The sequence below is a fragment of the Nitratireductor pacificus pht-3B genome (assembly GCF_000300335.1).
Classification (GTDB): domain Bacteria; phylum Pseudomonadota; class Alphaproteobacteria; order Rhizobiales; family Rhizobiaceae; genus Nitratireductor; species Nitratireductor pacificus.
On record NZ_AMRM01000017.1, the window covers coordinates 88,780 to 114,084 of the forward strand.

Genomic DNA, 25,305 nt, shown 5'->3' on the forward strand with positions numbered 1-25,305 from the left:
TGGGGGCACGCGGCGGTTCCCCGGCAGGCGGATATGCGGGTGCCGCGCATTCGGGATCGCACCCCGGTTTGGACGGATAGCCTTCCCGCGCCAGAGCGCTGCCTGAAAGCAGCATGAAGCAGAAGGCGGTGATCAGGATCAGATTGAGAATGCAAGCCATCACGCGATACTCCTCGTTCGGAAATCTGGAGCCGCTGCCTGTGGTCTGGAGCTTCGAACCGAAAAGCGGAATCCGGCCTTCGGTTCTTCCGATGCTCCATCAATGATGTAGACTTGGTAGCTTCCCTTTATAACATTCTTTCCCCTCGAACCGAAGCACTGAACGCAACCCCGGCGCGAGTGGGTCGGAAGGAGCGCCCTTGCCGCCGCCGCGCTCTGTCACTATGAAGCCGGTCAACATCAGATTTCCGGTCCGCCATGTCACGTTTCCAGGCCAATCTTCTCCTTTTGATCGCAGGCGCCATGTGGGGCATGGGCTTCGTCGCCCAGTCGACCGCCATGAGCGTCATCGGACCGCTCCTGTTCATCGGCCTGCGGTTTGCGATCGCCAGCATTTCCATGCTGCCCTTCGCCATCTGGGAAGCGCGCCGAAGCCCCGCCGCCCTCGGTTCCCGCGACTGGCGGAACTTCGCCGTCATCGGCCTGCTTCTGTTCGCCGGCATGACCGCCCAGCAGGTTGGCCTGCTCACGACCACGGTCACCAATTCCGGTTTCCTGACCGGGCTTTACGTGGTGATGGTGCCGTTCCTCGCCGTGATCCTGTTCCGCCAGTGGCCGCATGCGGTGGTCTGGCCTGCTGCCCTGTCGGCGCTGGCCGGCATCTGGCTCCTGTCGGGCGCGGGCAGCGTCGCCTTCCAGCCGGGCGACTGGCTGACCATCGTCTGCGCCGCGTTCTGGGCGTTGCAGGTGATCATGATCGCCCGCAGCGCCGCCAATACGGGCCGCCCGGTCACCCTCGCGGTCACCCAGTTCACCGTCACCGCCGTCCTGGCGCTGGGTATCGCGCTCGCCATCGAGCCGATCGAGTTTGCGGCGATCCGTCTCGCCCTGCCCGAGATCCTCTATGCCGGCATCTTCTCCGGCGGCATCGCCTTCACCCTGCAGGTGGTCGGCCAGCGCTACACCACCGCTCCGCAGGCCGCGATCTTCCTTTCCACCGAGGCCGTGTTCGCCGCCCTGTTCGGCGCCCTCTTCCTCGGCGAGCGCCTCCCGCCCCTGGGCCTGGCCGGTTGCGCCCTGATCTTCGCCGCCATACTGGCGGTTGAGATCATCCCCGCGCTGCGCGCCCGCCGCAGTGCCGCCTCCTGAACCGCTGCGCGGACAATCCGGTCTCTACTTTGCCCCGTTCTGCGCTAAGATGCCGGCAAGACTGCCGGAGGAAAGAACGTGCAGAAACCTGTCGAGAAGGAATGGGATCTGACCATCGGTCCCGATACCGTCCGTCTCCTGGCCCTGAAGGCCCGCGCGATCAGCGCCGCCCTGAGCGACGACTATGTGGACGGGCAGGAGCACGAGATCGAGATCGACGGGGATGCCGGGGACCGGCACCAGCATGACGGGCTTGCCGAGGAAGAGGAGGAGAACCTCACCGAGGAGGAATTTCGCGAGCTCATCGCCGATCTCAATGTCGACGAGGCCGCCGAGCTGATCGCCATCGCCTGGATCGGCCGCGGCGATTATGAGCCGGCGGAATGGGCGGATGCGGTCGGCGAGGCCCGGCAGCACAACGGCAAGCGCGTCGCCACTTATCTGCTCGGCATGCCGATGCTGGGCGACTGGCTGGATGCCGGCCTCGACGCCCTCACCGTCGCCTGAGCCGGATGCGGCACGTCCTGCCTTATTTCCCCATCAACCGCGTTTCGGCCATGCAAGGGCGATGATCGCACCCTCACAGGCACCGCGGCGGCTCCTGCCGGCTCTCCTTGCCGCCGTCATCGCCGCCCTTCCCGTTTCGGCACCGGCAATGCAGGGCGGCCAGCAAGCCGGCGCGGGCCGGTTGCAGGCACCGGCCTTCCCTCCGCCCGGCCGGGTCCGCCAGATCGAAATGTCGGTCCCCGTTCCCATCCCGACACCGCGGCCCGAGCGCTCTGAGGAGCCATCCCCGGCCGGAAAGGCAGGCGCTGCCGGCCTGCCGGCGGAGGAGCGCAGCTGCCGCGCCGCGCTGACCACGTTCGGCATCGACTTCACCGATCACGCCCCCATCGCCGAGCCCGGCGGCTGCGCGATCCCGCATCCGATCACGATCACCCGATTATCGCCGGCGATCGCGCTCGAGCCGGTGGCCCTGGTCAATTGTCGCACCGCCCGCGCCCTGGTCGACTTCTTCGTCGCGCAGGTCCCTTCGCTGGCACAGGAGCATCTCGGCCAGGCGGTGCAGTCCGTGCGCCACGCCTCCGCCTATGTATGCCGCCCGCGCCGGGGAACGGAAAACCTCTCCGAACACGCCTACGGCAACGCCCTGGACATCGGCGCCTTCATCCTGTCCGACGGCACCACGATTCCCGTGGAGCAGCAGCAGGACCGGAACGGCAAGGCGCAGGAGTTCCTCGACGCCTTCCGCGCGGCCGCCTGCGGTCCCTTCAGGACCGTCCTCGGCCCCGGCAGCGACGCCGACCATGCCGATCACTTCCACCTCGACATGAAGGAGCGGCGCAACGACTACGCCTTCTGCCAGTGACCCCGCCGCCTCATTCGCGCCACAGGTCTGAATCCCTCCGCTGACCTTTCCTTTACCCGATCCCTCTAGGCTGGCGTCTCTCTCTGGAGTGTCTGGGTCGACGGGAGCAGCTTATGGCGGGAAGGCTTGACGGGAACCGCACGGTTCCGGCGTGGCGGGGAAGCGCGCGCGCCGCGCTTCTTTCGGCCGTCCTTGTCGCCCTTTCCGCCTGCTCGGTCAGCGACGTCATGTCGCCTCGCCCCGAAATCGATGTCGGCTTCAGCACGGCCGCCGTGCCGGTCGCGCGCATCGCGCCCGCCCCCTCCGCCCCCGTTCCGACGCGCGGCATGCAGGCGCTGGTGCCCTCCAACCCGATGATGGTCGCCTATCCGCGTTTCACGCCGCCACAGGATCCCGCCGCCGCGGCGGTCATGCCGGCAGAGGAAGTCGCCTGCCGCCGGCGCCTGAAACGGCTCGGCGTCACCTATCGCGATCTCGCGCCGATCAACGATGGCGGCGCCTGCCGCGTCGATTGGCCGGTCGAGGTCAGCGGCCTGTCGGGCGGGATCGCCATGTCGCCCGCCGCGACGCTCAACTGCCAGATGGCCGAGACCTTCGCCCGCTGGACGAAGAACGAGCTCGCCCCGGCCGCCCGCACCCGCTACCTCACCGGCATCGGCAAAATCCGCCAGGGTTCGAGCTATTCCTGCCGGAAGATCGCCGGCACCAGCGTCGCCTCGGAACATTCGAAGGGCAACGCGCTCGATGTGATGAGCATCGAGCTGAAGAACGGACGCGAGGTCGATGTCCGCAAGCCCGGCTTCTTCGCCTTCCGCCAGCGCGGCCTTCTGAACTCCGTCCGCGCCGAGGGATGCGACTACTTCACCACCGTGCTCGGCCCCGGCTACAACTACGACCACCGCGACCATTTCCACTTCGACCTGAAGGGGCGCCGCAACGGCTACCGCGCCTGCAAGTAGGAAAGAGCCTCCTGCCTTCCGCGGGGTCGCGTTGCCACGCAGCGAATGCTAAAGAGCAGCCATGCTGTTCGTCGAAATCCTCATCCTGTTCGTCTTGATCGTTTTCAATGGCTTCATGGCCATGTCCGAGCTGGCCGTCGTCTCGGCCCGCCCCGCCCGGCTGAAGGCCCGCGCCGACCAGGGCCAGCGCGGCGCGGCGCGCGCCCTTGCCCTGTCGGCCGATCCCGGCCGCTTCCTGTCGACCGTGCAGATCGGCATCACGCTGGTCGGCGTGCTTTCCGGTGCCTTCTCCGGCGCCACGCTCGGCACGCGCCTTTCGGAATGGCTGATCGTGCAGGGCATCGCGCCCGGCATCGCCAACCCGGCCGGCGTCGGGCTGGTGGTCGCCCTGATCACCTATGTCTCGCTGATCGTCGGCGAGCTGGTGCCGAAGCAGATCGCGCTGAAGAACGCCGAGGGCATCGCCATCAGGGTCGCGCCGGTGATGGTGCTCCTGTCGCGCATCGCCCTGCCGCTGGTGTGGCTGCTCGATGTCTCCGGACGGGTCCTGCTTGCCCTGCTCGGCCAGAGCGCCGAATCCAGCCAGCGCGTCACCGACGAGGAGATCCGCACCCTGATCGCAGAGGCGGAAAGCTCCGGCACCATCGAAAGCGACGAACGCCGCATGATCGCCGGCGTGATGCGGCTGGCCGACCGCAAGGCGCGCGCCATCATGACCCCGCGCACCGACGTCGACTGGCTGGACATCTCCTCCGACGAGAAGGCGCTGGCGGCGGCAATGACGGAGTCCGGCCACTCCCTGCTGCCCGCCGGCGACGGCTCGGTCGATGAGATCACCGGCGTCGTCAAGCTGCGGGATCTGCTCGCCGCCAATCTTGCCGGCAAGCCGCTCGACATCCGCACTCATGTCCTGCCGGCACCCGTCGTGCACGATTTCGCGGCAGCACTCGACGTGCTGTCCGTGCTGCGCGAGGCGAAAGTGCCGATGGCGCTCGTCCACGACGAGTATGGTCATTTCGAGGGGATCATCACGCCCTCGGACATTCTCGAAGCCATTGCCGGCCTGTTCCGCGCCGACGCGGACGAGGGCGAGCGCGACATCGTCGAGCGCTCCGACGGCTCCTGGCTGCTGCCGGGCTCCATGCCCGCCGACGAGATGGCCGATCACCTCGGCTTCACCCTGCCGCCCGGACACAGCTACACGACGCTGGCAGGTTTCCTGCTCGCCGAGTTCACCCGCCTGCCGAAGACCGGCGAGAGCATCGACGCGATGGGCTGGCACTTCGAGATCATGGACCTGGACGGTCGCCGGATCGACCGGGTGCTCGCCTCCAAACCGGTGGCGCCGGCAGAGACTGCCGGGGACTGATCCTTACCCTACGGGGCCGCCCTTACTCCGGCGGCACCGGCGTCGGCTTTCCTGTGCCATCCAGCGCCACCATGACGAAATCGGCATGCGTCACCATTTCCATGGTCTGCGAAAGATAGCGCTGCGCCCACGCCTCCACCTTGAGCATGATCGATGACCGGCCGACGCCCTCGATGCGGGTGTAGACGCAGAGCGTGTCGCCGACCTTCATCGGCTTGGCGAACGCCATCTCCTTCACCGCTGCGGTGACGACGCGGCCCCGCGCGCGCTCGGCGGCGCGAATGCCGCTCGCCAGATCCATCTGCGCCATCACCCAGCCGCCGAAGATATCGCCGGCGGCATTGGCGTCGCCAGGCATGGCCTGGGTGCGCAGCGTCAAGTCTCCGGCGGGCTGCGCGGACTGTTCGTTCATGGCGGATGTTCCCTTGTTGTCGTTATCCCGGCCTAGCTGGCAGCCCACCGCGCGTCAACAATGCCCGACGCATGGCAAGCCTGCCGCTGGCGGATGCGTGATGGCGGATGTCGGCTTTCCATTGCCCAGAACCGGATTTTCCGGCTTAAATCCCCTTCCCTGCCATGCCAGCGAGGCCTTCATGCAGATCAAAGCCGCCCTTTGCCGGGAGTTCGGCCGCCCTCTCAGCATCGAAACCCTGGACCTGGCGCCGCCCGGTCGCGGCGAGGTGCTGGTCGACGTGAAGGCCTGCGCCATCTGCCATTCGGACATTTCCTATGCCGACGGCGACTGGGGCGGCACGTTGCCGGCAGTCTACGGACACGAGGCGGCGGGCGTCGTCTCCGCCGTCGGTCCCGACGTCCGGACGGCGAAACCCGGCGACCATGTGGTCGTCACGCTGATCCGCTCCTGCGGCCACTGCCACTATTGCGTCCGCCACAGCCTCGTGATGTGCGAGGAGGTGTTTCCGCTCGACCAGAAGGGGCCGCTCACCCTCTCAACCGGAGAGGCCTGCGAACAGGGGCTGCGGACGGGCGCCTTTGCCGAGAAGGTGGTCGTCCATGAAAGCCAGCTCGCGCAGATCCCCGAAGACATCGCCTTCGACGTGGCATCGCTGCTCGCCTGCGGCGTCATCACCGGCTACGGCGCGGTCGCCAACACGGCGAAGGTCGCGCCCGGCCACGCGGTGGCGGTCATCGGCTGCGGCGGCGTCGGCCTGAACAGCATCCAGGGCGCGGCACTGGCCGGGGCAAGCCCGGTCATCGCCATCGACTTGAGCCCCGACAAGCTGGCGGCGGCAGAGACATTTGGCGCCACCCATGGCTTCAGCCCGGCCGACCCGGATCATGCAAAGGAGATCAGGCACCTGACCCAGGGGCGCGGCGTCGATTTCGTCTTCGTCACCGTCGGGGTCGAGGCGGCCCTTGCCAGCGCCCCTCGCTACATCACCAGGAACGGCGCGGTGATCGTCGTCGGCATGCCGCCGAACGGCGTGCGCATTCCCTATGATCCCGGAAAGCTCGCCGCCTGGAACCAGAAGATCATCGGCTCGAAAATGGGCGAGACGCGCATCGCCCACGATATCCCCATCCTCGTCGAGCATTATCGAAAGGGCCGCCTGAAGCTCGACGAGCTGGTCACCGCCCGCTACCGGCTCGAAGAGATCAACGAGGCTATCGCCGCCGTCAAGCAAGGCCGGGCGCTGCGCAACGTGCTGGTCTTTGACTGAAGATGCTCTCATGAAGATTCGAGAGATCAGGACCTTCGTCACCGCAAACCCGCCGCCGCAGGCGGGTGGACGCTATTTCATCTTCGTCAAGCTGGTGACGGATGGCGGCGTGGTGGGCTATGGCGAAGCCTATGCAGCTTCCTTCGGACCGCACCTCACCGCAAGGCTGATCGAGGACGTGGCGGAGCGCTACCTGATCGGCCACGATCCGCACGACATCGAGACCTTCTTTCGCCGCGCCTATTCCTCCGGCTTCAGCCAGCGTCCCGACCCGACCCTGATGGGCTGCGTCTCGGCGCTGGAAATGGCCTGCTGGGACATTATCGGCAAGGAGGCCGGCCAACCGGTTCACAAGCTGCTCGGCGGCCTGGTGCATGAACGGTTGCGCAGCTATACCTATCTCTACCCGGCGACCGGCAGCGTCTACCCGGGCGAAACCGACAGCCCCCGCAACGTCTACAACGATCCCGATCTCGCGGCGGAGGCCGCCCGGGCCTGCGTCCGGCAGGGCTTCACCGCCGTCAAGTTCGATCCCGCCGGCCCCTACACCGTGTTCGGCGGACGGCAGCCGCGCCGCGCCGACATCGACCTGTCCGTCCGCATGGTCGCCGCGGTCCGCGAGGCGGTCGGCGATGCCGCCGACATCCTGTTCGGCACGCATGGCCAGTTCACCCCTTCGGGCGCGCGTCGCATGGCGCGCGCGCTGGAACCCTACGATCCCCTGTGGTTCGAGGAGCCGGTGCCGCCCGACATGCCGGAGGCCATGGCCGAGGTGGCACGAGGCACATCGATCCCCATCGCCGCCGGCGAGCGGCTAACGACGCGCTACGAATTCGCCCGCCTGATCGCACTCGGCGCAGCCGGCGTGCTGCAGCCCAATCTCGGTCGGGCCGGCGGCATCCTCGAAACAAAGAAGATCGCCGCCATGGCCGAAGCGCATCACATCCAGATCGCACCGCACTGCTATTGCGGGCCGATCGTCGCCGCGGCGAACATTCAGATCGCGGCCACGCTGCCGAACTTCCTCATCCTCGAGGCGATCCGCACCTTCGACGGGTTTCACGAAACGCTTCTGAAGACGAGGATCCAGTGGGAGGACGGTTATGTCATCCCCTCGAAGGAGCCGGGCCTCGGCGTGGAACTCGATGAAGCAGTCGCCGAGGCACACCCCTATGACGGACCGCATCTACACCTGGACATGACGCAAACGCCGCTTTGAACGCCGTCATGGGGCGGAGATTATTTCCGTGTTTTCATACGGTTATCGTTACAGGGCGATTCAGCGCATGAGGAATCTGAATCAATGCGTGAACGGTCAAACACTTCATCCATCCCGTGCATCCCGGCATCCAAACGGACACGCGACACAACGCGTCACGATGCCTGGCGCGAAGCCAACAGCTGTATGACCGTTTGCTGAAGCAGCGCCGTCCCGCCTGGCTGCCAGCCAAGGGCGGTAAGCCGCGCGGTTGTCATCGCATTGACGCTGCCCTTATCACCTGGCTCCGGCAGCGAATACCCACACCCCACTGCACGCGCGACGAGCGCCAGCAGGTCGCGCCGGTCGAGCAGAAGATCGGAGACATTGAACACCCGCCCCGCGACGGTGTCCGCCGGAGCCTCCAGCACCAGCCGGACTGCGGCGCCGACATCGCGCCCATGCACTTCGGTCCCGACGCGTGGCGCGATGGCCCGACCCGCAAGATAATCCCCGAACAGGTCCGCCCATTTGTGTCGCCGGCTGGCGCCGGCCGGCCCGTAGACGCCGGTCACGCGCAGGCTGACGCCCGTGAAATCCGCACCGGTAAGCCCAGCCAGTTCCCGCTCCGCCTCCAGCTTGACGGTCCCGTACAGCGTGTCGGGCCGGCATTCATCCTGCTCGTCCAGCAACTCCCCCGCCGGACGGGGGCCATAGACCGCGCGGCTCGACAGGAACACGGTGCGCGCGACGCCCGCCGCCCGCGCCGCGCGAAACAGCGCCACGCTGCCGTCGAGATTACGCCGGCGAAAGCCCTCGGCATCCTGCCCCTCGCCGCCGCGATATTTCCCGGGTTCGTGGTCGAAGGCCGCATGGACGAAAAAGTCACCGCCCTCGAACAAACCCGTTGAGGCAACCCGCGGCTCCAGCGTGAGCGGCGCAAAGGCAACCGGCCCGCCAAAAAACCCATCGACGGGCTGCTGCCGGCCCATCACCGTCACCCGGTGCCCCGCCTCCAGCAGCGCCCCGACGATGAAGCGTCCGACGAGACCGGTCCCGCCCGAGACGATGCTGTGCGGCGGCGTCATGGTGCGGGATCGTTCGAAGGGGGATTGTCCAGCGTGTCGGTGTCCGGGATCCCGTCTCCCACGTGATAGGCATTCCAGAGATCGATCAGCGGGGCGAGCTCCCGTGCCTTGGGATGATCCTTCTCCCAGGGCTTTTCATACTGGTAGTGGATCAGGTGAACCGACTTCCAGTCCCAAAGCGCCGGCATGTTGAACCAGACATACTGCAGCATGTTGAAAAACACCGGCAGGCCGTGCCAGGCCGGGAAGAAATCCTGCAGGAACGTCTGGTCGGTGCGCCGCCAGAAGGCGTCGGGTCGGTCGAGCCGTTCCAGCATCCTTTGGAAAGTCGCTTCGGAGGGCCTGGCGACGAACACGCCCGAATTCAGGCGATGGAAGTCCGCAAGGCTCTCATAGACATTCGGCGCCGCCGAGAATTCCGGATAGGAAAACAGCCGGTCGAGATTGCGCACCGCGAGCGCATCCGCATCGATGAACACCACCGTCTCATAGCCGGTGATCTGCCACAGGCGGAGTTTTGCGAAATTGTCGAGCGGCGTATGAAAGGCCGGCTTGTTGCCCTTGGTGAAAGGCGCATCGGCATGCAGCCGCGCCCGCTGGTGTCGCTCGTTGAACGCGTCCGATGTCGGCAGCAACGCCGCCGGCACGAGCCGCGCGCCGAGCGCCGACAGCGGTTCCAGCGCTTCCGCCGGCGCACCGCCGGTGTGGAGCACGACGATATCGGCCTCGGTGCCGGTATGTTTCAGCGACCGCACCAGCGCCAACGCGCCCATGGCGTAGTCGGCATTGGTGACCAGCGTCACATAGGCATTTTTCGACATGAGCGCCGCCGCTCAGCCGACGCTTTTCAGCCGCTTGCCCTCCGGGTCGCGCTCGATGGTCGGCGCGATGTCCTTGGTCCAGGCGGAGACGGCCGGGATGCGGCTGCGGTCGACGCGGTAGGCGAATTTCTTCGCCACATCGACGACTTCCGCAAGCAGCCCCTCCTCGAGGGTCGTCGGATTGAGGCCGAGCGCCAGGAACTTGTCGTTCTTCACCACCAGATCGTTTTCCGCCGCTTCCTTGCGCGGATTTGGCAGGTAGGCGACCTTCGCGCCGCTCATGCGCGCCACCAGCTCAGCGAGATCGCGCACCCGGTGCGTCTCCGTCATCTGGTTGAATATCTCCACCCGGTCGCCGCGCTTCGGCGGGCTTTTCAGCGCCAGGTCGATGCAGCGCACGGAATCCTGGATATGGATGAACGCGCGCGTCTGCCCGCCCGTGCCGTGCACGGTCAGCGGATAGCCGATCGCCGCCTGGATCAGGAAACGGTTCAGCACCGTGCCGTAGTCGCCGTCATAGTCAAAGCGGTTGATCAGCTGCGGGTGGAGGCGGGTTTCCGCGGTATGCGTGCCCCAGACGATGCCCTGGTGCAGGTCGGTGATGCGCACGCCGTCATTCTTTGCGTAGAACTGGAACAGGAGCTGATCCAGGCATTTGGTCATGTGGTAGATCGAGCCGGGGTTGCTCGGATAGAGGATCTCCTGCGTCGCCGTCTCGCCGGCGAGCGTCGCGATGCCGACCGGCAGATAGCCCTCGGGAATAGCCGCCCCGACCGACGAATAGCCGTAGACGCCCATCGTGCCGAGATGCACCAGATGCGCGTCGAGGCCGATCTCGGTCATCGCGTTGAGCAGGTTGTGGGTGGCGTTCGTGTTGTTGTTGACCGTGTAGTTCTTGTGCCGGTCGCTCTTCATCGAATAGGGCGCGGCGCGCTGTTCGGCGAAATGCACGATGGCGTCCGGCCGGTGCTCGGCAAGCCAGGCTTTCAGGACGTCATAGTCGCGCGCCAGGTCGATCAGGTGGAACCTGATGCGCCGGCCGGTTTCCTGGTGCCAGATGCGGGTGCGTTCCTGGATGGAATCCATCGGCGTCAGCGACTGGACGCCCAGTTCCGTGTCGATCCAGCGCCGGGACAGATTGTCGACGATATGCACCTCGTGCCCGCCCGCCGACAGGTGAAGGGATGTCGGCCAGCCGACGAAGCCATCGCCGCCGAGAACTGCAATCTTCATTTGTGTCTGCCTCCGATAAGAACATCTGCTTCCGGTCGCGGGGAACCGTCGAATCTGTTCGAGAAATACCCCTTAACAGAGATTTGTGACAGTTTGTTCCGAAACAGTATGGCGCGGGACGCGGCAAGGCCGGCTCCCGATGGAAGCCGGCCCACACTGCTGGAGGAAAGAAGCGCTACATCCCGGCTTCGACGGCGGTCACCTCATTGGTGGCGTCGTCGATCGTCAGCTTGACCTTGGCGCCCGCCGCGAGGCTGGTGAGGTCGACGCCGGCGCCCGCGGTGTAGACCGTGCCGTCGTCGAGGGCGATGGTCTGCGTTGCCGGATCGACCGTCTGTACCGTGCCTTCTACCTCAGCCGCATAGGCTGCCAGCGTGAGCATGCCGGTCGCGGCGATGGCTGCAAGAATGGTCTTCATCGAGTGAACTCCTTTGGCTTTCAAGACGCCGGACCAGCCCTCCGTTGAGGCTTGGGGGAACCGGGAGAACCGGACCGGCAGGCAGAAGGTAGGGCGCGGAGCCGGCCGATCTCAAATCAAACAGGATGACCGTTTCAAACACGAACGATGCCCCAGCGAAGCCGCAATTCTCCCCACGGCCGGCAACCATGGCGGCAATCGGGCAAGGCCCCGCGCCAACCGCGCGCCCGCCAAGGCGGGGCCGGTGTGGCGCGAATGGGGCGGCGTGCTGCACTCCCGCCCAGATCGCCCCGGACAGCGATCACGAAACGCGTTCACTCGCAGCGGCGGGCGACGGGGACGGTCAATTCCGGTTACCGTCCGGCCCATCGCGTGAAAGCGGGCCGGCGCGAGGGATGCGCCGGCCCTGGGATGACCGCAACGGATATGGGAGAGCGGGGAGCGGCCACCCGTCGGATGCGTCTGCGTCGTCCGGTCAACCTCCTTTCGTCCGGTTTTCGGGAAAGGGGCGATCAGAGGCGGCAGGGATGGCGGTAGCCGTCATAGCCGAGGAAGGTGTCGCTGTATTCGTCGTAGGACCGGTAGCGGGCATAGCAGCGCGCCACGTGCCGCTGCCAGGAGCCGCCGCCATAGACCGGGGCCGGCGCATAGGCGGGGCCGTAATAGCGGTGGCGGGAATCGGCGATCAGCCCGCCGACGATCAGTCCGCCGACGCCGGCGATGGCCGCGGCCTCGCCCGGCGACAGGCTGCCGGCGCGGCTCTGACTGACGGCGCCCGCAAGCGCGGTGACGGCGACGGTGGCGGCCAGCAGGCCGGTGGCGATGGTGCGTTTGATGGTCATGTCATCCTCCTTGTGATGAACCTGGCCGGCCACCCCGGCCGTCCGATGACCATGGGTCGCGGCACGCCGCCGATTGGTTCAAGCAAGGGGCGAAATTTTTTCGCAGAACGCGGGAAACGCCGCGAAATCCGCACGTTACACGGCTGCAACAAAGATTTGCCATAATGAAAAGCCGAGATAACCGTGCTACCGTGGCTTTGCGAGGCGCGATGGACGCGCGGCACGGGAGCAGAAAAACCCCATCGCGGCTTCGCACGGCAGAGGAGGGCCGGATGATGGCAAAGTCCCGAGTACCACATATCCGTACCGGCATATACAATGCCGACGACATGACGGCGATGCGCAACGCCATCGACGCGGTGTGCAGCGAGCTGGGCGTGCGGCGAACCGACCGCAAGACCCGCGAGCGGGTCGCCGGCCACGTGATGCGCTCCTGGGCCGACGGGCGGCGCATGCCGCTGAACCTCGTCCAGGCGGGCCTCGACGGCGGGACCCGGCTCGACGCCTAGGCCGCAACGCACGGAAAGAAACCCTTGCGGCGCAAGGCGCGCCGCCCCGACACCACCCCGGAACACGGACCGGGCCGGACGGCATCCCGCGCGTCTCAGCGCTTCCGCCCCACCCGCCACGCCAGCAGGCCGAGCGCCGCCGCCAGCAGCCAGGGCAGCGCCGCGATCATGAAGAATTCATCGTCCATGAAATCGGTCAGGCCGATGCCGCAACGGACGCGCCCGGCATGGCCGCACATGGCCGAATCGAGCGCGGCCCAGACGAGGACGGGCGCCGCGAAGGCGAGGACGGCGAGAAGGATGAGGACAGTTTTCATGAGAACTCCCAGCGGCGGACGGTGGACGGGCGCGATGTCGTAGTGCATTCCCGCCGGCGAGGACAACCGCCCGTCCCCGCGCCCGGCGATCGCCGCAACGCCATCCGGGCGGCGTTCCGGCCGCCGGAAGACGCGCCCTCGCAGGAACAAATTGTTTCGCCGCGCAAACTCCCGTTATCGACGGTCACGCGGGCGTCTCCCCGCCCATCAGCGCGTGATGCTCGGCGCTCCGCCGCATCCAGCAGAGCATCACGGCGGCCGAGGCCGCCCGCAACCGGTCGATCGCCGCCGCGTCCCAGTGCGGCAGGCAGTAGGACGCGTCGTGCCGGCCAGGGCCGCCGCAGCAGCGCTCCAGGCGGCGGCAGCGCCGGCCGGAGCAGCGGCGCGGCAGCTCCATCTCGTTGGCGAGGAAGCGGAACATCACCAGCAGTTCGTCGCGCGGCCATTCGGGCGGGCGGAACAGGAGGTCGACCGGCACCGCGCGCTCCGGCAGCGTCTCGCATGCCGCCTCCAGCGCCAGCACCATGTCGTTCAGATGGGTCGTCACCGTGTCGGTCATTCTCCGTCCTTTCTCCGTCGGCGCCGGCTGCGCCGACCTGGGTCCGCCGGGGCCAGCCCGGCCGCCGGCGGCGCCACGCCCGCCGCAGCGTCTGGCCATTGAAGCACCGGGAAGCGGGGCGCATGGGCCGTGCCTCTCGATGGAAATGTGCATGGCGCGACCCATGCGCCCCGCCGGCCGCTGTCCCGCCGGTCGGCCGGTCATGAAGGACCGTCACCGCGCCCGGCGCTTCCGCCCCGGGTCCTGACCCGCGGCTTCCACGCCTGCCCGGCACGCTCCCCCGCGGCTTCTCCGCATCCCGGCCGCCCGGCCCTTCATCCCCGCTTGCGGCGGGAACGCCGGTCCGGCCGGCCGGAAATTCCGGCCTGTCGCGGGCCCTCACAAGTCCCCGGATACCGTTTCCCGGGGAGGGAGGTTGCCGCCGCCCTCCCCGACCCCCGGTCCGGACCGGGTTCCCGCGAGGGCGGTCCGGGGATTATGGGGGCGGTTGTGGAAGCGGGGATAAAATCGCGGGAGATTTTTTGGGCGGGATTGGGAAAGGCAGGGTTTGCAGGGGGTTGACGGGGAGGATGGGGGCCGGCTTTCTCCGCGTTGCGAGCATCTATCAGCGACCAAACAGGGAAACTGCCCTACGTGTATCTGACTGGATGGTTTGACCCGGACGCTAGGCAGGCTGCCTCCAAACAGTGAAAGCTGTCGCTCAGCCGCCCAGCGAAGCCTATGACTGCTTCCGACCTCATTGCGGTCATCCGGCGTTCTTCGCCAAAAGACAGAAACAGACATCGATGATCGGGCTTCATCAGGTGCTCGCCGTAAAAAGTAGTGAGAGGCAGTATCTTGCCCGACCACCTCCAACATACATTCTCCACATCTATCATTTTCGAGCAAAAATGCAGTCTTCGAGCTCTCGATACACGGTCATATTTGGCTTGACGTATCTAGATAACTCTACCTTGAAAACATCGTTGTTTATACTCCCTTTAATACCGCAGATTTTCTTAATGCGTGCCGTATCCGATTTTAGATCTTGATCGAAAATATCGGTTACAAAAGCATCGTATCTAGACTCATCAAATTCAATCCCTTCACACTCGCAATAATTCTTCAGAACTGCCTTGTCATATAGATAGTTCTCGATCTCCCACCGCCTTAAAACTCTATGGTTGTTTGAATTAGTTCGAAGATAGATTTGGCGATCATTCTCATCAGTGACCTTCCCCGACGCCATGTCTCGATCCTTCAGGACCCAAATCTCCACCGTAGGAAAAACCTTGCTTAGTACGGCCATGGCTATCGTACTGCGTTGGTCAGGTTCTGTGTTTCCACCGCTTGAAGTAAAAAGTACATCAGGATAAGAATTGGCGAAGATATTGTTGAACACCTGTGCATCCATGCCCCGTTCTTGTCCGCCTGGGCCTGATTCTGCGCGGCCCTCACAGTAAATGATCGTCGAAGGACTCACCAGGTGAGCTAAGTCGTCCAGTGCGATTGCAAAGATATCGCGCCAAGTTCCTGCGCCAACCGTCACTGGCTTTAACGTATGCGCTTCGGATGCGAGATTGAACTCGGGCCGGAACTGGATGATCTGGCATTTATCTCGCATCGTGGTCTGCAGCTTCCTGAGAAAGCCGATGCTGTGTGTGGTGAGCCATATTTGACACTCCGGCCCAACGAGCCGTTCAATCTCCACCAAGAGATTGCCTTGAATGGCAGTGTTTATGTGCAACTCAGGCTCATCGATAAGAAATATGGTCTCCGAATAATCGTCTTTCCTAAGATAGAGATCCAGTAGCAGATCGACTACTTCTTTCTCTCCTGAGGATAGCACATTGAATTCGAAATCCTTTGGGTGGTCGGTCTTTTTGAAATACAATGTGCCTTGATCACCCTCGACGTTACCGATGCTCGATATCTCTAGATCAAGACATTTCTTGATTGAAGCGTTCAAGTCGCCGATTATTTTAGCTTTTGCCTCGCTAGGCTTGAGGTCGTTGTCATCTCGATAGCGATTGTATGCGCCATAGAGCCGTCTGTAGTTGTCCTCCATTTTTGCATCGAGGCTTGAAGCGTCTCCTGCGCCATAAGAATTGCGCCAGATTTCGGGTACCGATTTGGTTTCTTTGATTTTCAGTTTGCTGTTGTAGCGGTAGGGACTCCGAAAGGAGAAAATAGTATTCTCCCTGCCGGTAGGCTGCCTCAGCGCACGGACTGCATCGTATTTTCCAGTAGTGAATTCAATGTCGATGTCCGCGTGGCTCAATGGCAAACCCATCATAGAGTGATAGGTATTGTCCCGGCGGCTCCCTGCACCGACTTGCCCATACGCCCCGGCGTGAAACAGAAGCCCGTCGAGAACGCTACTCTTGCCGCAGCCGTTGGGGCCCACCAGTGCTACTATTCTGGCGGGGTCATCGCCCAAATCTATTGTGAGGTCGTGGAAACGTTTATAGCCGTTCTTAAGCTGCAATTTCTTGATGCGCATACCTGATACAACTCGGTTATCTTGTTGCGGACGTCTTCGATTCTCTAGACCGACAATACATTAGTAAACCTCTTTCCGTCGCAACGAAAAATCCATCGCGGAATACATCCGCCTCGCTCAATGTCTGTTTTGCAGGACCAGTGCCCCGAAACCTGCCGGTCCCCAAACCACCCCCATCTGAGACATAGGCGTCGCGGTGGCGGCCCAGCAGTTTTCACGATCGCGGCCTAGTGGTACGAACGTCGAGATGAACGCGCGAAGCAGACGCTGCGCTCCAAGGTTGCGGCATGGATCCTCGGGTCAAGCCCGAGGATGACGAAGCGCCGGTGCGTCGTGCCGCGTATGGAGACATCTGGAACCGGCTGCTGTCTTTCCCCGCAAGCCGGCGCGCCGCCCAGCGCGTCATCCCGGAAGCCCGAAGGGCTATCCAGGACCCATTGGACGAGCGCCATGGAGCACGGCCCGGTTCTCGGCATGGCGCACGGCAACGCCGATGGCGCGTTCTGCGGAGATCGGCCGTGCATCTCAATGGGTCCCGGCGGGGGCAGTGGCGGCGTGTGAGTTGGGTGCCGGCAAGCGCCATGCCTGTAAGCACCATCCCGCCCCCCAGCGCGTCATCCCGGAAGCCCGAAGGGCTATCCAGGACCCATTGGACGAGCGCCATGGAGCACGGCCCGGTTCTCGGCATGGCGCACGGCAACGCCGATGGCGCGTTCTGCGGAGATCGGCCGTGCATCTCAATGGGTCCCGGCGCTCCCTACGGTCGGCCGGGATGACGGATTTGGGGGAAGCGCCACCACGCAACGTCATCGTTGCGCAAAGCAGGTGCTGGTATGATGTGGGGCTAATGGTTGAGGATGTCGTAGAGATCGTCCCACTCGGGATTGATCCCGTCGATGAGTTCCAGCTTCCATTTTCGGCGCCAGCGCTTGATGCGCTTTTCGTCTTCTATGGCATCGCGAATATCAGCGTAATCCCGGTACCAGACGAGCCTGTGAACGCCGTATCGCTTGACGAAGCCGCCGGTGATGCCCTCCCGGTGCTCCCACATGCGCTGCTCGAGATCGCTGGTGACGCCGGTGTAAAGCGTCCCATTCTTGCGCGATGCGAGGATGTACACATATCCGCCCATAACCGGAAATATGCGCGCAATGGTTGCATCAGACAAGACCCTCCCGTCATTCCTGTCGGCCAAGCAGGGATCGGGCCACGCTCCATGGCGTTCTTCCAATGGGTCCCGGATAGCCCTGCCGGGCTTCCGGGATGACGCCGGGGATGGCGATTAGCGCCCCGGCCGTCCCGTCTTGCCCGGGCGGCGCTTGGCGCGGCGTTCGTCGGCGGGGTCCTCGTAGGAGCCGACGCCGATCTTGCCGCGCCGGACGGGCGCGGCGGCGGCGTCCGGCTTCTGCGGCAGGGGCTTGCGCACCGGCTTCTCGGTGCGGCCGACGGTCATCTCGTCCAGATCGTTCTTGCGGAACAGCCCCCCGCCGGAAGGAACCGCGTGGGCGCCGGAGGTGCCCATCTCGTCGAGATCGGGTTTGCGGAACAGGGACGAGGCCGAGCCGTCGCGCTCCTGCGCCCCCCCCTCTGCCCTGCCGGGCATCTCCCCCTCAAGGGGGGAGAGCGGCTTGCGCCCGGCGCCTTCGCCCTGTCCCTTGCGGCCGCGCGCCTTGTCGCGGCGGGAGCGCTGGGTGTTGTCGACGCCCGTGTCGCGGGCGAGCGGGTCGTCCATGATGGCGAGCTCGGTCTCGCGCAGGCGCTTGATCTCGTCGCGCAGGCGGGCGGCCTCCTCGAAGTCGAGATCGGCGGCGGCGTCGCGCATCGCCTTTTCCAGATGCTCGAGATGGGCGGCGAGGTTGTTGCCGACGAGGTTGTTCAGGTCCTCGCCCTTCGCCCCGGCCCCGCCGATGTCGGCGCGCACATGGTCGCGCTCGTAGACCGAGCCGAGAATGTCGCCGATGTTCTTCTTGACGCTCTCGGGCGTGATGCCGTGGGCGGCGTTGTATTCGAGCTGCTTTTCGCGGCGGCGGTTGGTCTCCTCCATGGCGCGGCTCATCGAGCCGGTGACCTGGTCGGCGTAGAGGATGACGCGGCCGTCGACATTGCGCGCGGCGCGGCCGATGGTCTGGATCAGCGAGGTTTCGGAGCGCAGAAAACCTTCCTTGTCGGCGTCGAGGATGGCGACCATGCCGCATTCGGGAATGTCGAGGCCCTCGCGCAGGAGGTTGATGCCGACCAGCACGTCGAAGGCGCCGAGGCGCAGATCGCGCAGGATCTCGATGCGCTCCAGCGTGTCGATGTCGGAATGCATGTAGCGGACGCGAACGCCCTGCTCGTGCAGATATTCGGTCAAATCCTCGGCCATGCGCTTGGTGAGCACGGTGACGAGGGTGCGGTAGCCCCTGGCGGTGGTGGCGCGGATCTCGCCCAGCACGTCGTCCACCTGGCTCTTGGCCGGGCGCACCTCGACGGGCGGATCGATCAGGCCGGTCGGGCGGATGACCTGCTCGGCGAAGACGCCGCCCGATTGCTCCATCTCCCAGTTGCCGGGGGTGGCCGAGACGGCGACGGTGGCGGGACGCATGGCGTCCCATTCCTCGAAGCGCAGCGGCCGGTTGTCCATGCAGGATGGCAGGCGGAAGCCGTATTCGGCAAGCGTCGCCTTGCGGCGGAAGTCGCCGCGATACATGCCGCCGATCTGCGGGATGGTGACGTGGCTCTCGTCGACGAAGACGAGGGCATTGTCGGGGATGTATTCGAACAGGGTCGGCGGTGGCTCGCCGGGCGCGCGGCCGGTGAGATAGCGCGAATAATTCTCGATGCCGGCGCAGGAGCCGGTGGCCTCCAGCATCTCGAGGTCGAAGCGGGTGCGCTGCTCGAGCCGCTGGGCCTCCAGCAGGCGGCCGGCGCGTTCCAGCTCGGCGAGGCGCTGCTTCAGCTCGCCGGTGATGCCCTTGACCGCCTGGTTGAGCGTCGGGCGCGGCGTGACGTAGTGCGAATTGGCGTAGATCTTGACCGATTGCAGGTCGTCGGTCTTCTGGCCGGTCAGCGGGTCGAACTCGGTGATCGTCTCGATCTCGTCGCCGAACAGCGAGATGCGCCAGGCGCGGTCCTCCAGGTGGGCGGGGAAGATCTCGATCGTGTCGCCGCGCACGCGAAACGAGCCGCGCACGAAGTTGATGTCCTGGCGCTTGTACTGCTGGGCGACGAGGTCGGCGAGAAGCTGGCGCTGGTCGAGCCGGTCGCCGATCTGCATCTGGAAGGTCATGGCCGTGTAGGTCTCGACCGAACCGATGCCGTAGATGCAGGAGACGGAGGCGACGATGATGACGTCGTCGCGCTCGAGCAGGGCGCGCGTTGCCGAGTGGCGCATGCGGTCGATCTGCTCGTTGATGGAGGATTCCTTCTCGATATAGGTGTCGGAGCGCGGGACGTAGGCCTCCGGCTGGTAGTAGTCGTAATAGGAGACGAAATACTCGACCGCGTTGTCGGGGAAAAAGGACTTGAACTCGCCATAGAGCTGCGCGGCCAGCGTCTTGTTGGGGGCAAGCACCAGCGCCGGGCGCTGCGTCTCCTCGATCACCTTGGCCATGGTGAAGGTCTTGCCCGAGCCGGTGACGCCGAGCAGCACCTGCGTGCGCTCGTTCTCCCTGGCGCCGGAGACGAGGTCGGCGATGGCAGTCGGCTGGTCGCCGGACGGCGCGAATTCGGTCGTCATCCTGAGCGCGATGCCGCCCTCGGATTTTTCCGGCCGCGCCGGGCGGTGCGGCGTCCAGGCTGATTTCAGGTTCGGGTCGCCGCCCTCGATCAGCTTTGACAGCGCCGCCACGGTGGCGGTGACGCCGGAGGATGTCAGGCCCTCGGCCTCCTCCAGCGTGACGTCGAGGCCGGAGACCGGCATCAGGCCGGCGGCGGCGCGCTCGCGGGCGGAGGCCGCCCCGCCCATGGAGGTGCCGCGCGCCGTCTTCGAGGCCGCGGCGGAACGCTCGGGGATCTTCGCCTTCCGGGGCTTTGCGGGCTTCTCCGCCTCGCGCGCGATCTCGTCGGCCCAACCGGCGATCGAGCCGGAGAGCGGCGTGCCCGAAAGCTCGGGCTGGGGGGCTTCGGCGAAGCCGCCATTCTTGTGATCGGGTGTTTTGGCCATGGAGCGAATATGGAACCGCCCGCGGCAAATGGAAAGGGGTGCGCCGGGACGAATCCGCCGGTCCCGGCCGATCCTGACAGAAGGCTGTCAGGAGCCAGGGCAATCCCGCAGGGCCGATCCGATGACGGGGTCCGCGCCGTCGAGCGAGAAGCGGGCGAATGTCTCGAAGGGCGAATCGGTCTCCGCGTTCGGCTCCGGCGTGACGTCGAAGGCGAGCGTCAGGTGGCGGCCCTGCCGCAGCAGGTCGAGCAGGGCGCGGTCGAGATCGGCAAGATAGCCGTTGGCCTCCGCCCCCTGCCCCGTCAGCACCACGGCGTCGTCGGAACCGGCGGCGGCCAGCGGGAAGCGCTGACCGTCGATTTCCGCTTCGATCCGGTGCGGCTGGTAGAAATAGTCCGCCTCGCCGCCACCGCCCGCGACCGGCAGGACCGGACCGCCCGAGGCATAGACAAGGAGGTTGAACGGCGTTCCGCACTCGATCAGCAGACGGGTGATGTTGCTGTTGCCGCCGTCCGGCGTGGCCATGGCCACGCCGTTCTCGAGACGCCATTCCGCCCGCGCCGGCAGGCTGGCGCAGGCAAGGCAGAGAAGGGCGAGAACAGCGCGCATGGCCCGGAGTTTACGCCGCTTGACTGCAAAGGAAAGCCCCCGCGAAGGCGGGTTCCGGCCGGCGCCGGCGACCGGAGCGGGCAAGCCCCGCTCCGTCTTCCAGGTCCCGACGCCGATGCGGACGTCAGGCGCCCCTGCCCAGCTGCAAGGAGGTCAGAACCGGACGCTCAGCATGCCGTTGACGCCGTGCTGGCGCGCATCGCCGGCGATCTGGCCGCGATAGGAGATGCCGAGCACCGCCTTCGACGTCAGGTCGAAATCCACCCCGGCCTCGATGAGCGCGGTGTCGCGGGCGATGGGCGTGCCGGCGACGGTGAAGCCCGTTCCGCCGGCGAAGGCGTGGACCGAAGTGGGCGTCACATCGCCGAAGGCGTGCTGCCAGCCGAGCATGGCCTTCGCCGTCGCCTGCATCGAGGCGAACTGGAAGGTGCTTTCGAGACGCAGGCCGAGCGTGGCGAAACTCGTGTCCATGGTCTGGCCTTCCACCGTCAGCGCCGCGGCACCACCCTGCTCGGTGAAGCCCCCGGTGCGGTGGCGCACATGCGCCAGGTTGGCGAAGGGTTCGATGCTGGCGGCGGGCAGGTCGAAGCGATAGCCGACCTCGCCGAAGGCCTGGAAGGTGCCGGCATCATAGTCCGCGCGCAGCGTGTCGGTGAACCCGCCAGCGGAAACGGCGCGCGCCGTCTCGATATCGTGCCAGGTGTAGCCGAGGCCGGTCCGGATCCCGAGCCGGCCCATCTCCGTGCCGGCATAGAGGCCCAGATGATAATCCCGGCTGTCGGCCGAGGAGGCGCGTCCCGCCACGTCGAGCGATGATTGCCCATAGCCGCCGAGCAGGCCGACGCGCCAGCCGGCGGCCAGCGCATCGGCGCCGAACAGCATCCCGCCGGCGGACTGGTCCATGGCGGCGGCGTTGCCGTCGCCGTCCACATCCGCCCAGGCGCCATAGGCCTCGCTCCAGAAGGAGAGACCGTGGCCGCCCTCGCCCGAAGCGCGGCCGGCCGGCCCGTAGGCGAGCGGCGCGGCGGTGCCGGCGGCTGCGAAGGCGGTGCGGATGCGGTCATTGGCGGCGTTGCGCAGGAACACGCCGCTGCGGCCGAGCGCGCCCTGGAAGGAGGCATGCACTTCGCCCGAAAGCGCGTCGAAGGCCTGGCGCGCCGCTTCGGGATCGGCAAGGCCGACGATCGCCAGCCAGAGCGGAGTGCCGACGCCCAGCGCCTCGACGGCGGAGCTGACGCCGGCCTGGTTGGGCGTATGGGCGAAATCGCCGAAGGACACGTCGTTGCGGAAGAGCTGGAGCGCGATGTCGTTGCCGTCTCCGCCGGCGTAATCGACCGTTTCGTCGAGGAACAGAAGGTTGTTCGTGACGGTGGCAAACGCGCCTGTGACCGCGCCGGCACCCTGATTGTCGAGGATGATGTAGGGACCGTTGAGAACCGGCCAGTCCGACGAGGAAAGCGGCGTGCCGGTCAGCGCCAATGTGGCGCCAGTGATGTCAACGGCGCCCTGCACGATCACCTGATCAGCCGCCGCAGGCGTTACCTCGATAGCCAGCGTTCCGTAGTTCGTGTAGTCGCCGGCTATGGTCTGGGTTCCTATCGAGTTGCCCGGACCATGGACGGCGCCGGTCTCGACGCGTGTGCTGCCCAGAGTGCCCGTACCGGCAAGCGCGGCGCCGGAGCGGACGGTCGTCAGGCCCGGGCCGGCAAACGTTCCATCCACGATGAGCTTACCCGCGGTGATATCCGTGGTGCCAGTATAGGTGTGCCAGCCGGACAGGCGCAGCGAACCGCTGCCCTCCTTGACGAGATCGCCCGATCCGCTGATCGGGCCAAGATAAGTGACGTTGGTCGACCGGTTATAGACGAGCGTGCCGTTGTTGGTGATCCCGCCGCTGGAAAGGCCGGAGCCGCCGATCCAGCCGCTGGTGCCGCCAATGCCCAGCCGTAGCGTGTTGCCCGCGTCGATGGTGATGGTGCCACCGGAGCCGCTGCTGCCTGTCAGGGTAAGCGTGCCGCCGCCGGTGACCCGGACCGGGCCATTGCCGGCGATAATGCCGGCATGGGTGTAGGCATCCGAACGGTCGAAGATCAGACTACCATCGGCGAGGATGTCGCCCTCAACGGAGCCGCTGGCGCCGCCATCGCCGATACGCAGGGTCGCGCCCGCACCGATGCCCGTACCCCCCCAATAGGTGTTGGCCCCCGTCAGAACCTGGGTGCCGCCATTGACATTGATGCCGCCGCTACCGTCGATGACGCCGGAGAAGGTCCCGGAGGCGTTGTTGATGTCGAGGTATTTTGCGCCAAGCACGACGGAGCCGGTGCCCGTCAGCGCGGTGACCCCGGGAGCGGAAGCGGCGGAAACGTCGAAGGTGCCGGTCACCTCGACCCCGCTCGACGCATTGACGCGTCCCTGCCCGGACAGCGCCAGCGTGCCCTGATCGATGATCGTCGCGCCCGTATAGGTGTTCATGCCCGTCAGCGTGACGGTGCCGGTACCGGTCTTGCGCAGATAGCCGCTACCGGTGATCCTGGTGTTGAAGCCACTGTCCGTCGCAACGTCGAACAGGACGTTCGAGACGGCATTGCTCATGCGCACCTCGACGGCGCTGAGGGTGCCCGCATCGCCGCCTGCGCCGATGGCCAACTGCCCGGCAGGACTGGTATCGCTATAGCCCAGCTCGAGCACCTGCGATCCGCCGACATTGACCGCACCGCCATCAGCGATGACCAGCCGGCCGCTGCCCAGACCGCCGACGAGGAAGCGTTCCAAGATGCCCCCGCTCGGTGCGACGCTCAGGCTCGATCCCGCTCCGGTCACCAAGAGCAATCCCGGTCCGGGGCCATCGCCCACGAAGACGCGCCTGGCGGTGACCCTCGCGCCGGACTGGACGAGAAAACTGGTTTCGGACGCCGTTCCCTGCCTGGCGATGCTGATGAGATCCGTCACGTCCAGTCGCGTGCTCGCGCCGCTGACCACAGCGCTGTTGCCCATGCCCATGTGGATCGAGGACGCCGCCCCGGCGCCGGTGTCGAGCAATGCCGGCGTTCCCGCGGTCGCGGCATTCTCCATCTGCACGATCGACAATCCATCGGGTACGCCGGCGCTCCAGTTGCCGGCATCGTTCCAGGAACCGGTACCGCCCTGCCACACGGTCTGGGCGGCTGCCGGATCCGTGGCAAGGCTCACCACCAGCGCCGAAACGCCGGCGAGAAGCATGGACCGCAAGCCCCCGCCCGCAAGACTGGAACCGCTGCGTAACGAAGCGCAATGACGAAGCTTCATGATTCCCCCGATGCCCTGGCGTCGCGTCCGCCACAGGTGACGGACTGCAGCACGATAGGAGTACCTAAATACCGAACAATTCGGCTAATTAAAAATCATTTTTCATGATTGGAATTCTTGGAAACAGAATGTTCCATAAAGATGCGGAACATGCCGGCGGACGCAGGCAAGAATTTCCATGCAGCGCGTTCGCCCGTCCGCTCCTTCCCGGCGTCGCCGACCCGCTCCGTGTCAGGCGAGCTCCTTCGGCCGCAGGAAGTTCACGAGGCGGGCCGCGCCGGAATCGAGATGCCGCCACGCGCCCCCGAAAGCGAAGCGGGCCAGCGCCCCGCTGGGAAACTTCCTGTTCATCCGGTCGAGCGCCGCCTCGTCGGACCCCGGCCCGGCGAGTGCTGCGGCCAGCTCCGCAAGGCCCGGATTGTGGCCGACAAGGAGCACGCGCGCCGCCTCGGGCGGAGCGTCGCGCAGCGCCGCGAGCAGGCGCTCGGGCGACGCCATGTAGAGGCCGGGGTCGAGCCTGGCATCGACGACCTCCAGACCGAGTTCGACGGCGACCAGACGCCAGGTCTGCTGCGCGCGGCGCGCCGAGGAGACCAGCACATGGTCCGGAACCAGGCCGCGCTCCGCCATGGCATGCCCCATCAGCGGCGCGGCGCGCCGGCCGCGCGGTGCGAGCGGCCGGTCGAAATCCCCCAGCGTGGGATCGTCCCAGCTCGATTTCGCATGGCGCAGCAGGATGATCTCTCTCATGCGTCGTCTCCTCCCGACCGGCCTTGAAAAGGCCATTGCGGATAGCACGCGGCACGTGGGCGGGCCACACGCTCTACCGCCGCATGATTTTACCCGGATATATTGACAGAAATATTATACCCGGGTAAAAGCAATGCAACTTCACGGAGACGACCATGACCACCTACACCGCCTTTCACGGCCGGCGACGCCTGGCGAGCGGACCTGCCGCCGACGTCGCGCTGGCCGTGCGCGCCCTTCTCGAAACCCTGCCCGCGGCCGACGTGCTGATCTTCGACGACGCCAGCGGCCGGCAGACCGACTTCGACTTGACCGGCAGCGAAGCCGAGGTCGCCGCCAGGCTGGCCCCGCCGCCCACCC

Annotated in this window: 23 protein-coding genes; 9 read left to right on the forward strand and 14 right to left on the reverse strand. The window is 65.9% G+C overall.

Annotation, left to right across the window (positions count from 1 at the left end; all coding sequences use genetic code 11):
• Positions 1 to 417 precede the first annotated feature (417 nt).
• The 5 genes from NA2_RS15295 to NA2_RS15315 all read left to right on the forward strand — a co-directional run bounded on the left by NA2_RS15295 (position 418) and on the right by NA2_RS15315 (position 5,005).
• The gene (locus NA2_RS15295; RefSeq protein WP_008597911.1) at positions 418 to 1,308 is read left to right on the forward strand and encodes a DMT family transporter; all 891 of its coding nucleotides are present in this window, start codon (positions 418 to 420) and stop codon (positions 1,306 to 1,308) included.
• A 78-nt stretch (positions 1,309 to 1,386) separates the two neighbouring features.
• Positions 1,387 to 1,815 (forward strand): DUF3775 domain-containing protein, encoded by a 429-nt coding sequence (locus tag NA2_RS15300; RefSeq protein ID WP_008597912.1) that lies wholly within the window; start codon positions 1,387 to 1,389, stop codon positions 1,813 to 1,815.
• A gap of 61 nt (positions 1,816 to 1,876) precedes the next feature.
• Entirely contained in the window at positions 1,877 to 2,677 is an 801-nt protein-coding gene (locus NA2_RS15305) for an extensin-like domain-containing protein (protein ID WP_008597913.1), read from the forward strand.
• A 113-nt stretch (positions 2,678 to 2,790) separates the two neighbouring features.
• Positions 2,791 to 3,636 (forward strand): extensin-like domain-containing protein, encoded by an 846-nt coding sequence (locus NA2_RS15310; RefSeq protein ID WP_008597914.1) that lies wholly within the window; start codon positions 2,791 to 2,793, stop codon positions 3,634 to 3,636.
• A 61-nt stretch (positions 3,637 to 3,697) separates the two neighbouring features.
• Complete coding sequence (locus NA2_RS15315) at positions 3,698 to 5,005, forward strand: hemolysin family protein (protein ID WP_008597915.1); 1,308 nt, start codon at positions 3,698 to 3,700, stop codon at positions 5,003 to 5,005.
• A 22-nt stretch (positions 5,006 to 5,027) separates the two neighbouring features.
• Here NA2_RS15315 and NA2_RS15320 read toward each other — a convergent pair whose 3' ends face one another.
• Positions 5,028 to 5,417: an acyl-CoA thioesterase gene (locus NA2_RS15320; RefSeq protein WP_008597916.1), complete on the reverse strand. Its 390-nt coding sequence runs from the start codon at positions 5,415 to 5,417 to the stop codon at positions 5,028 to 5,030.
• A 181-nt stretch (positions 5,418 to 5,598) separates the two neighbouring features.
• Here NA2_RS15320 and NA2_RS15325 point away from each other — a divergent pair, with 181 nt between their 5' ends.
• Positions 5,599 to 6,687, forward strand: a complete 1,089-nt coding sequence (locus tag NA2_RS15325; protein WP_192814186.1) for a Zn-dependent alcohol dehydrogenase — start codon at positions 5,599 to 5,601, stop codon at positions 6,685 to 6,687.
• Positions 6,688 to 6,697: 10 nt separating this feature from the next.
• Positions 6,698 to 7,906, forward strand: coding sequence for a mandelate racemase/muconate lactonizing enzyme family protein (locus NA2_RS15330; RefSeq protein WP_008597918.1), 1,209 nt, complete (start codon positions 6,698 to 6,700; stop codon positions 7,904 to 7,906).
• A 155-nt stretch (positions 7,907 to 8,061) separates the two neighbouring features.
• Here NA2_RS15330 and NA2_RS15335 read toward each other — a convergent pair whose 3' ends face one another.
• The 5 genes from NA2_RS15335 to NA2_RS15355 all read right to left on the reverse strand — a co-directional run bounded on the left by NA2_RS15335 (position 8,062) and on the right by NA2_RS15355 (position 12,287).
• The gene (locus tag NA2_RS15335; RefSeq protein WP_008597919.1) at positions 8,062 to 8,973 is read right to left on the reverse strand and encodes an NAD-dependent epimerase/dehydratase family protein; all 912 of its coding nucleotides are present in this window, start codon (positions 8,971 to 8,973) and stop codon (positions 8,062 to 8,064) included.
• On the reverse strand, positions 8,970 to 9,794 hold the full coding sequence (locus tag NA2_RS15340) for a glycosyltransferase (RefSeq protein ID WP_008597920.1): 825 nt from the start codon (positions 9,792 to 9,794) through the stop codon (positions 8,970 to 8,972). Before NA2_RS15340 ends, NA2_RS15335 begins: the two co-directional genes overlap by 4 nt.
• Before the next feature lie 12 nt (positions 9,795 to 9,806).
• Entirely contained in the window at positions 9,807 to 11,027 is a 1,221-nt protein-coding gene (locus NA2_RS15345) for an NAD-dependent epimerase/dehydratase family protein (RefSeq protein ID WP_008597921.1), read from the reverse strand.
• 175 nt (positions 11,028 to 11,202) lie between these two features.
• Positions 11,203 to 11,445: a DUF1344 domain-containing protein gene (locus NA2_RS15350; RefSeq protein WP_008597922.1), complete on the reverse strand. Its 243-nt coding sequence runs from the start codon at positions 11,443 to 11,445 to the stop codon at positions 11,203 to 11,205.
• Between the two features lie 512 nt (positions 11,446 to 11,957).
• Entirely contained in the window at positions 11,958 to 12,287 is a 330-nt protein-coding gene (locus tag NA2_RS15355) for a BA14K family protein (protein ID WP_040678131.1), read from the reverse strand.
• Between the two features lie 275 nt (positions 12,288 to 12,562).
• Between NA2_RS15355 and NA2_RS15360 the strand changes: the two genes are divergently transcribed.
• Positions 12,563 to 12,796, forward strand: coding sequence for a hypothetical protein (locus NA2_RS15360; RefSeq protein WP_040678132.1), 234 nt, complete (start codon positions 12,563 to 12,565; stop codon positions 12,794 to 12,796).
• Between the two features lie 95 nt (positions 12,797 to 12,891).
• Here NA2_RS15360 and NA2_RS15365 read toward each other — a convergent pair whose 3' ends face one another.
• The 8 genes from NA2_RS15365 to NA2_RS15400 all read right to left on the reverse strand — a co-directional run bounded on the left by NA2_RS15365 (position 12,892) and on the right by NA2_RS15400 (position 24,945).
• Positions 12,892 to 13,113: a hypothetical protein gene (locus NA2_RS15365; RefSeq protein ID WP_157188255.1), complete on the reverse strand. Its 222-nt coding sequence runs from the start codon at positions 13,111 to 13,113 to the stop codon at positions 12,892 to 12,894.
• Positions 13,114 to 13,297: 184 nt separating this feature from the next.
• Positions 13,298 to 13,672, reverse strand: a complete 375-nt coding sequence (locus tag NA2_RS15370) for a hypothetical protein (RefSeq protein ID WP_008597926.1) — start codon at positions 13,670 to 13,672, stop codon at positions 13,298 to 13,300.
• An 874-nt stretch (positions 13,673 to 14,546) separates the two neighbouring features.
• Positions 14,547 to 16,154, reverse strand: a complete 1,608-nt coding sequence (locus NA2_RS15375; protein WP_008597927.1) for an AAA family ATPase — start codon at positions 16,152 to 16,154, stop codon at positions 14,547 to 14,549.
• A gap of 844 nt (positions 16,155 to 16,998) precedes the next feature.
• Positions 16,999 to 17,286, reverse strand: a complete 288-nt coding sequence (locus NA2_RS15380) for a GIY-YIG nuclease family protein (protein ID WP_008597928.1) — start codon at positions 17,284 to 17,286, stop codon at positions 16,999 to 17,001.
• A 150-nt stretch (positions 17,287 to 17,436) separates the two neighbouring features.
• On the reverse strand, positions 17,437 to 20,298 hold the full coding sequence (gene uvrB / locus NA2_RS15385) for an excinuclease ABC subunit UvrB (protein WP_008597929.1): 2,862 nt from the start codon (positions 20,296 to 20,298) through the stop codon (positions 17,437 to 17,439).
• An 87-nt stretch (positions 20,299 to 20,385) separates the two neighbouring features.
• Positions 20,386 to 20,907: a hypothetical protein gene (locus tag NA2_RS15390; RefSeq protein WP_008597930.1), complete on the reverse strand. Its 522-nt coding sequence runs from the start codon at positions 20,905 to 20,907 to the stop codon at positions 20,386 to 20,388.
• A gap of 153 nt (positions 20,908 to 21,060) precedes the next feature.
• Positions 21,061 to 24,129: an autotransporter outer membrane beta-barrel domain-containing protein gene (locus NA2_RS15395; protein ID WP_008597931.1), complete on the reverse strand. Its 3,069-nt coding sequence runs from the start codon at positions 24,127 to 24,129 to the stop codon at positions 21,061 to 21,063.
• Between the two features lie 297 nt (positions 24,130 to 24,426).
• Positions 24,427 to 24,945, reverse strand: a complete 519-nt coding sequence (locus NA2_RS15400) for a SixA phosphatase family protein (RefSeq protein ID WP_008597932.1) — start codon at positions 24,943 to 24,945, stop codon at positions 24,427 to 24,429.
• Between the two features lie 155 nt (positions 24,946 to 25,100).
• On the opposite strand from NA2_RS15400, the gene NA2_RS15405 reads away from it, so the two are divergent.
• A partial coding sequence (locus NA2_RS15405) for a DUF2239 family protein (protein ID WP_008597933.1) occupies positions 25,101 to 25,305 on the forward strand: 205 nt, incomplete at its 3' end.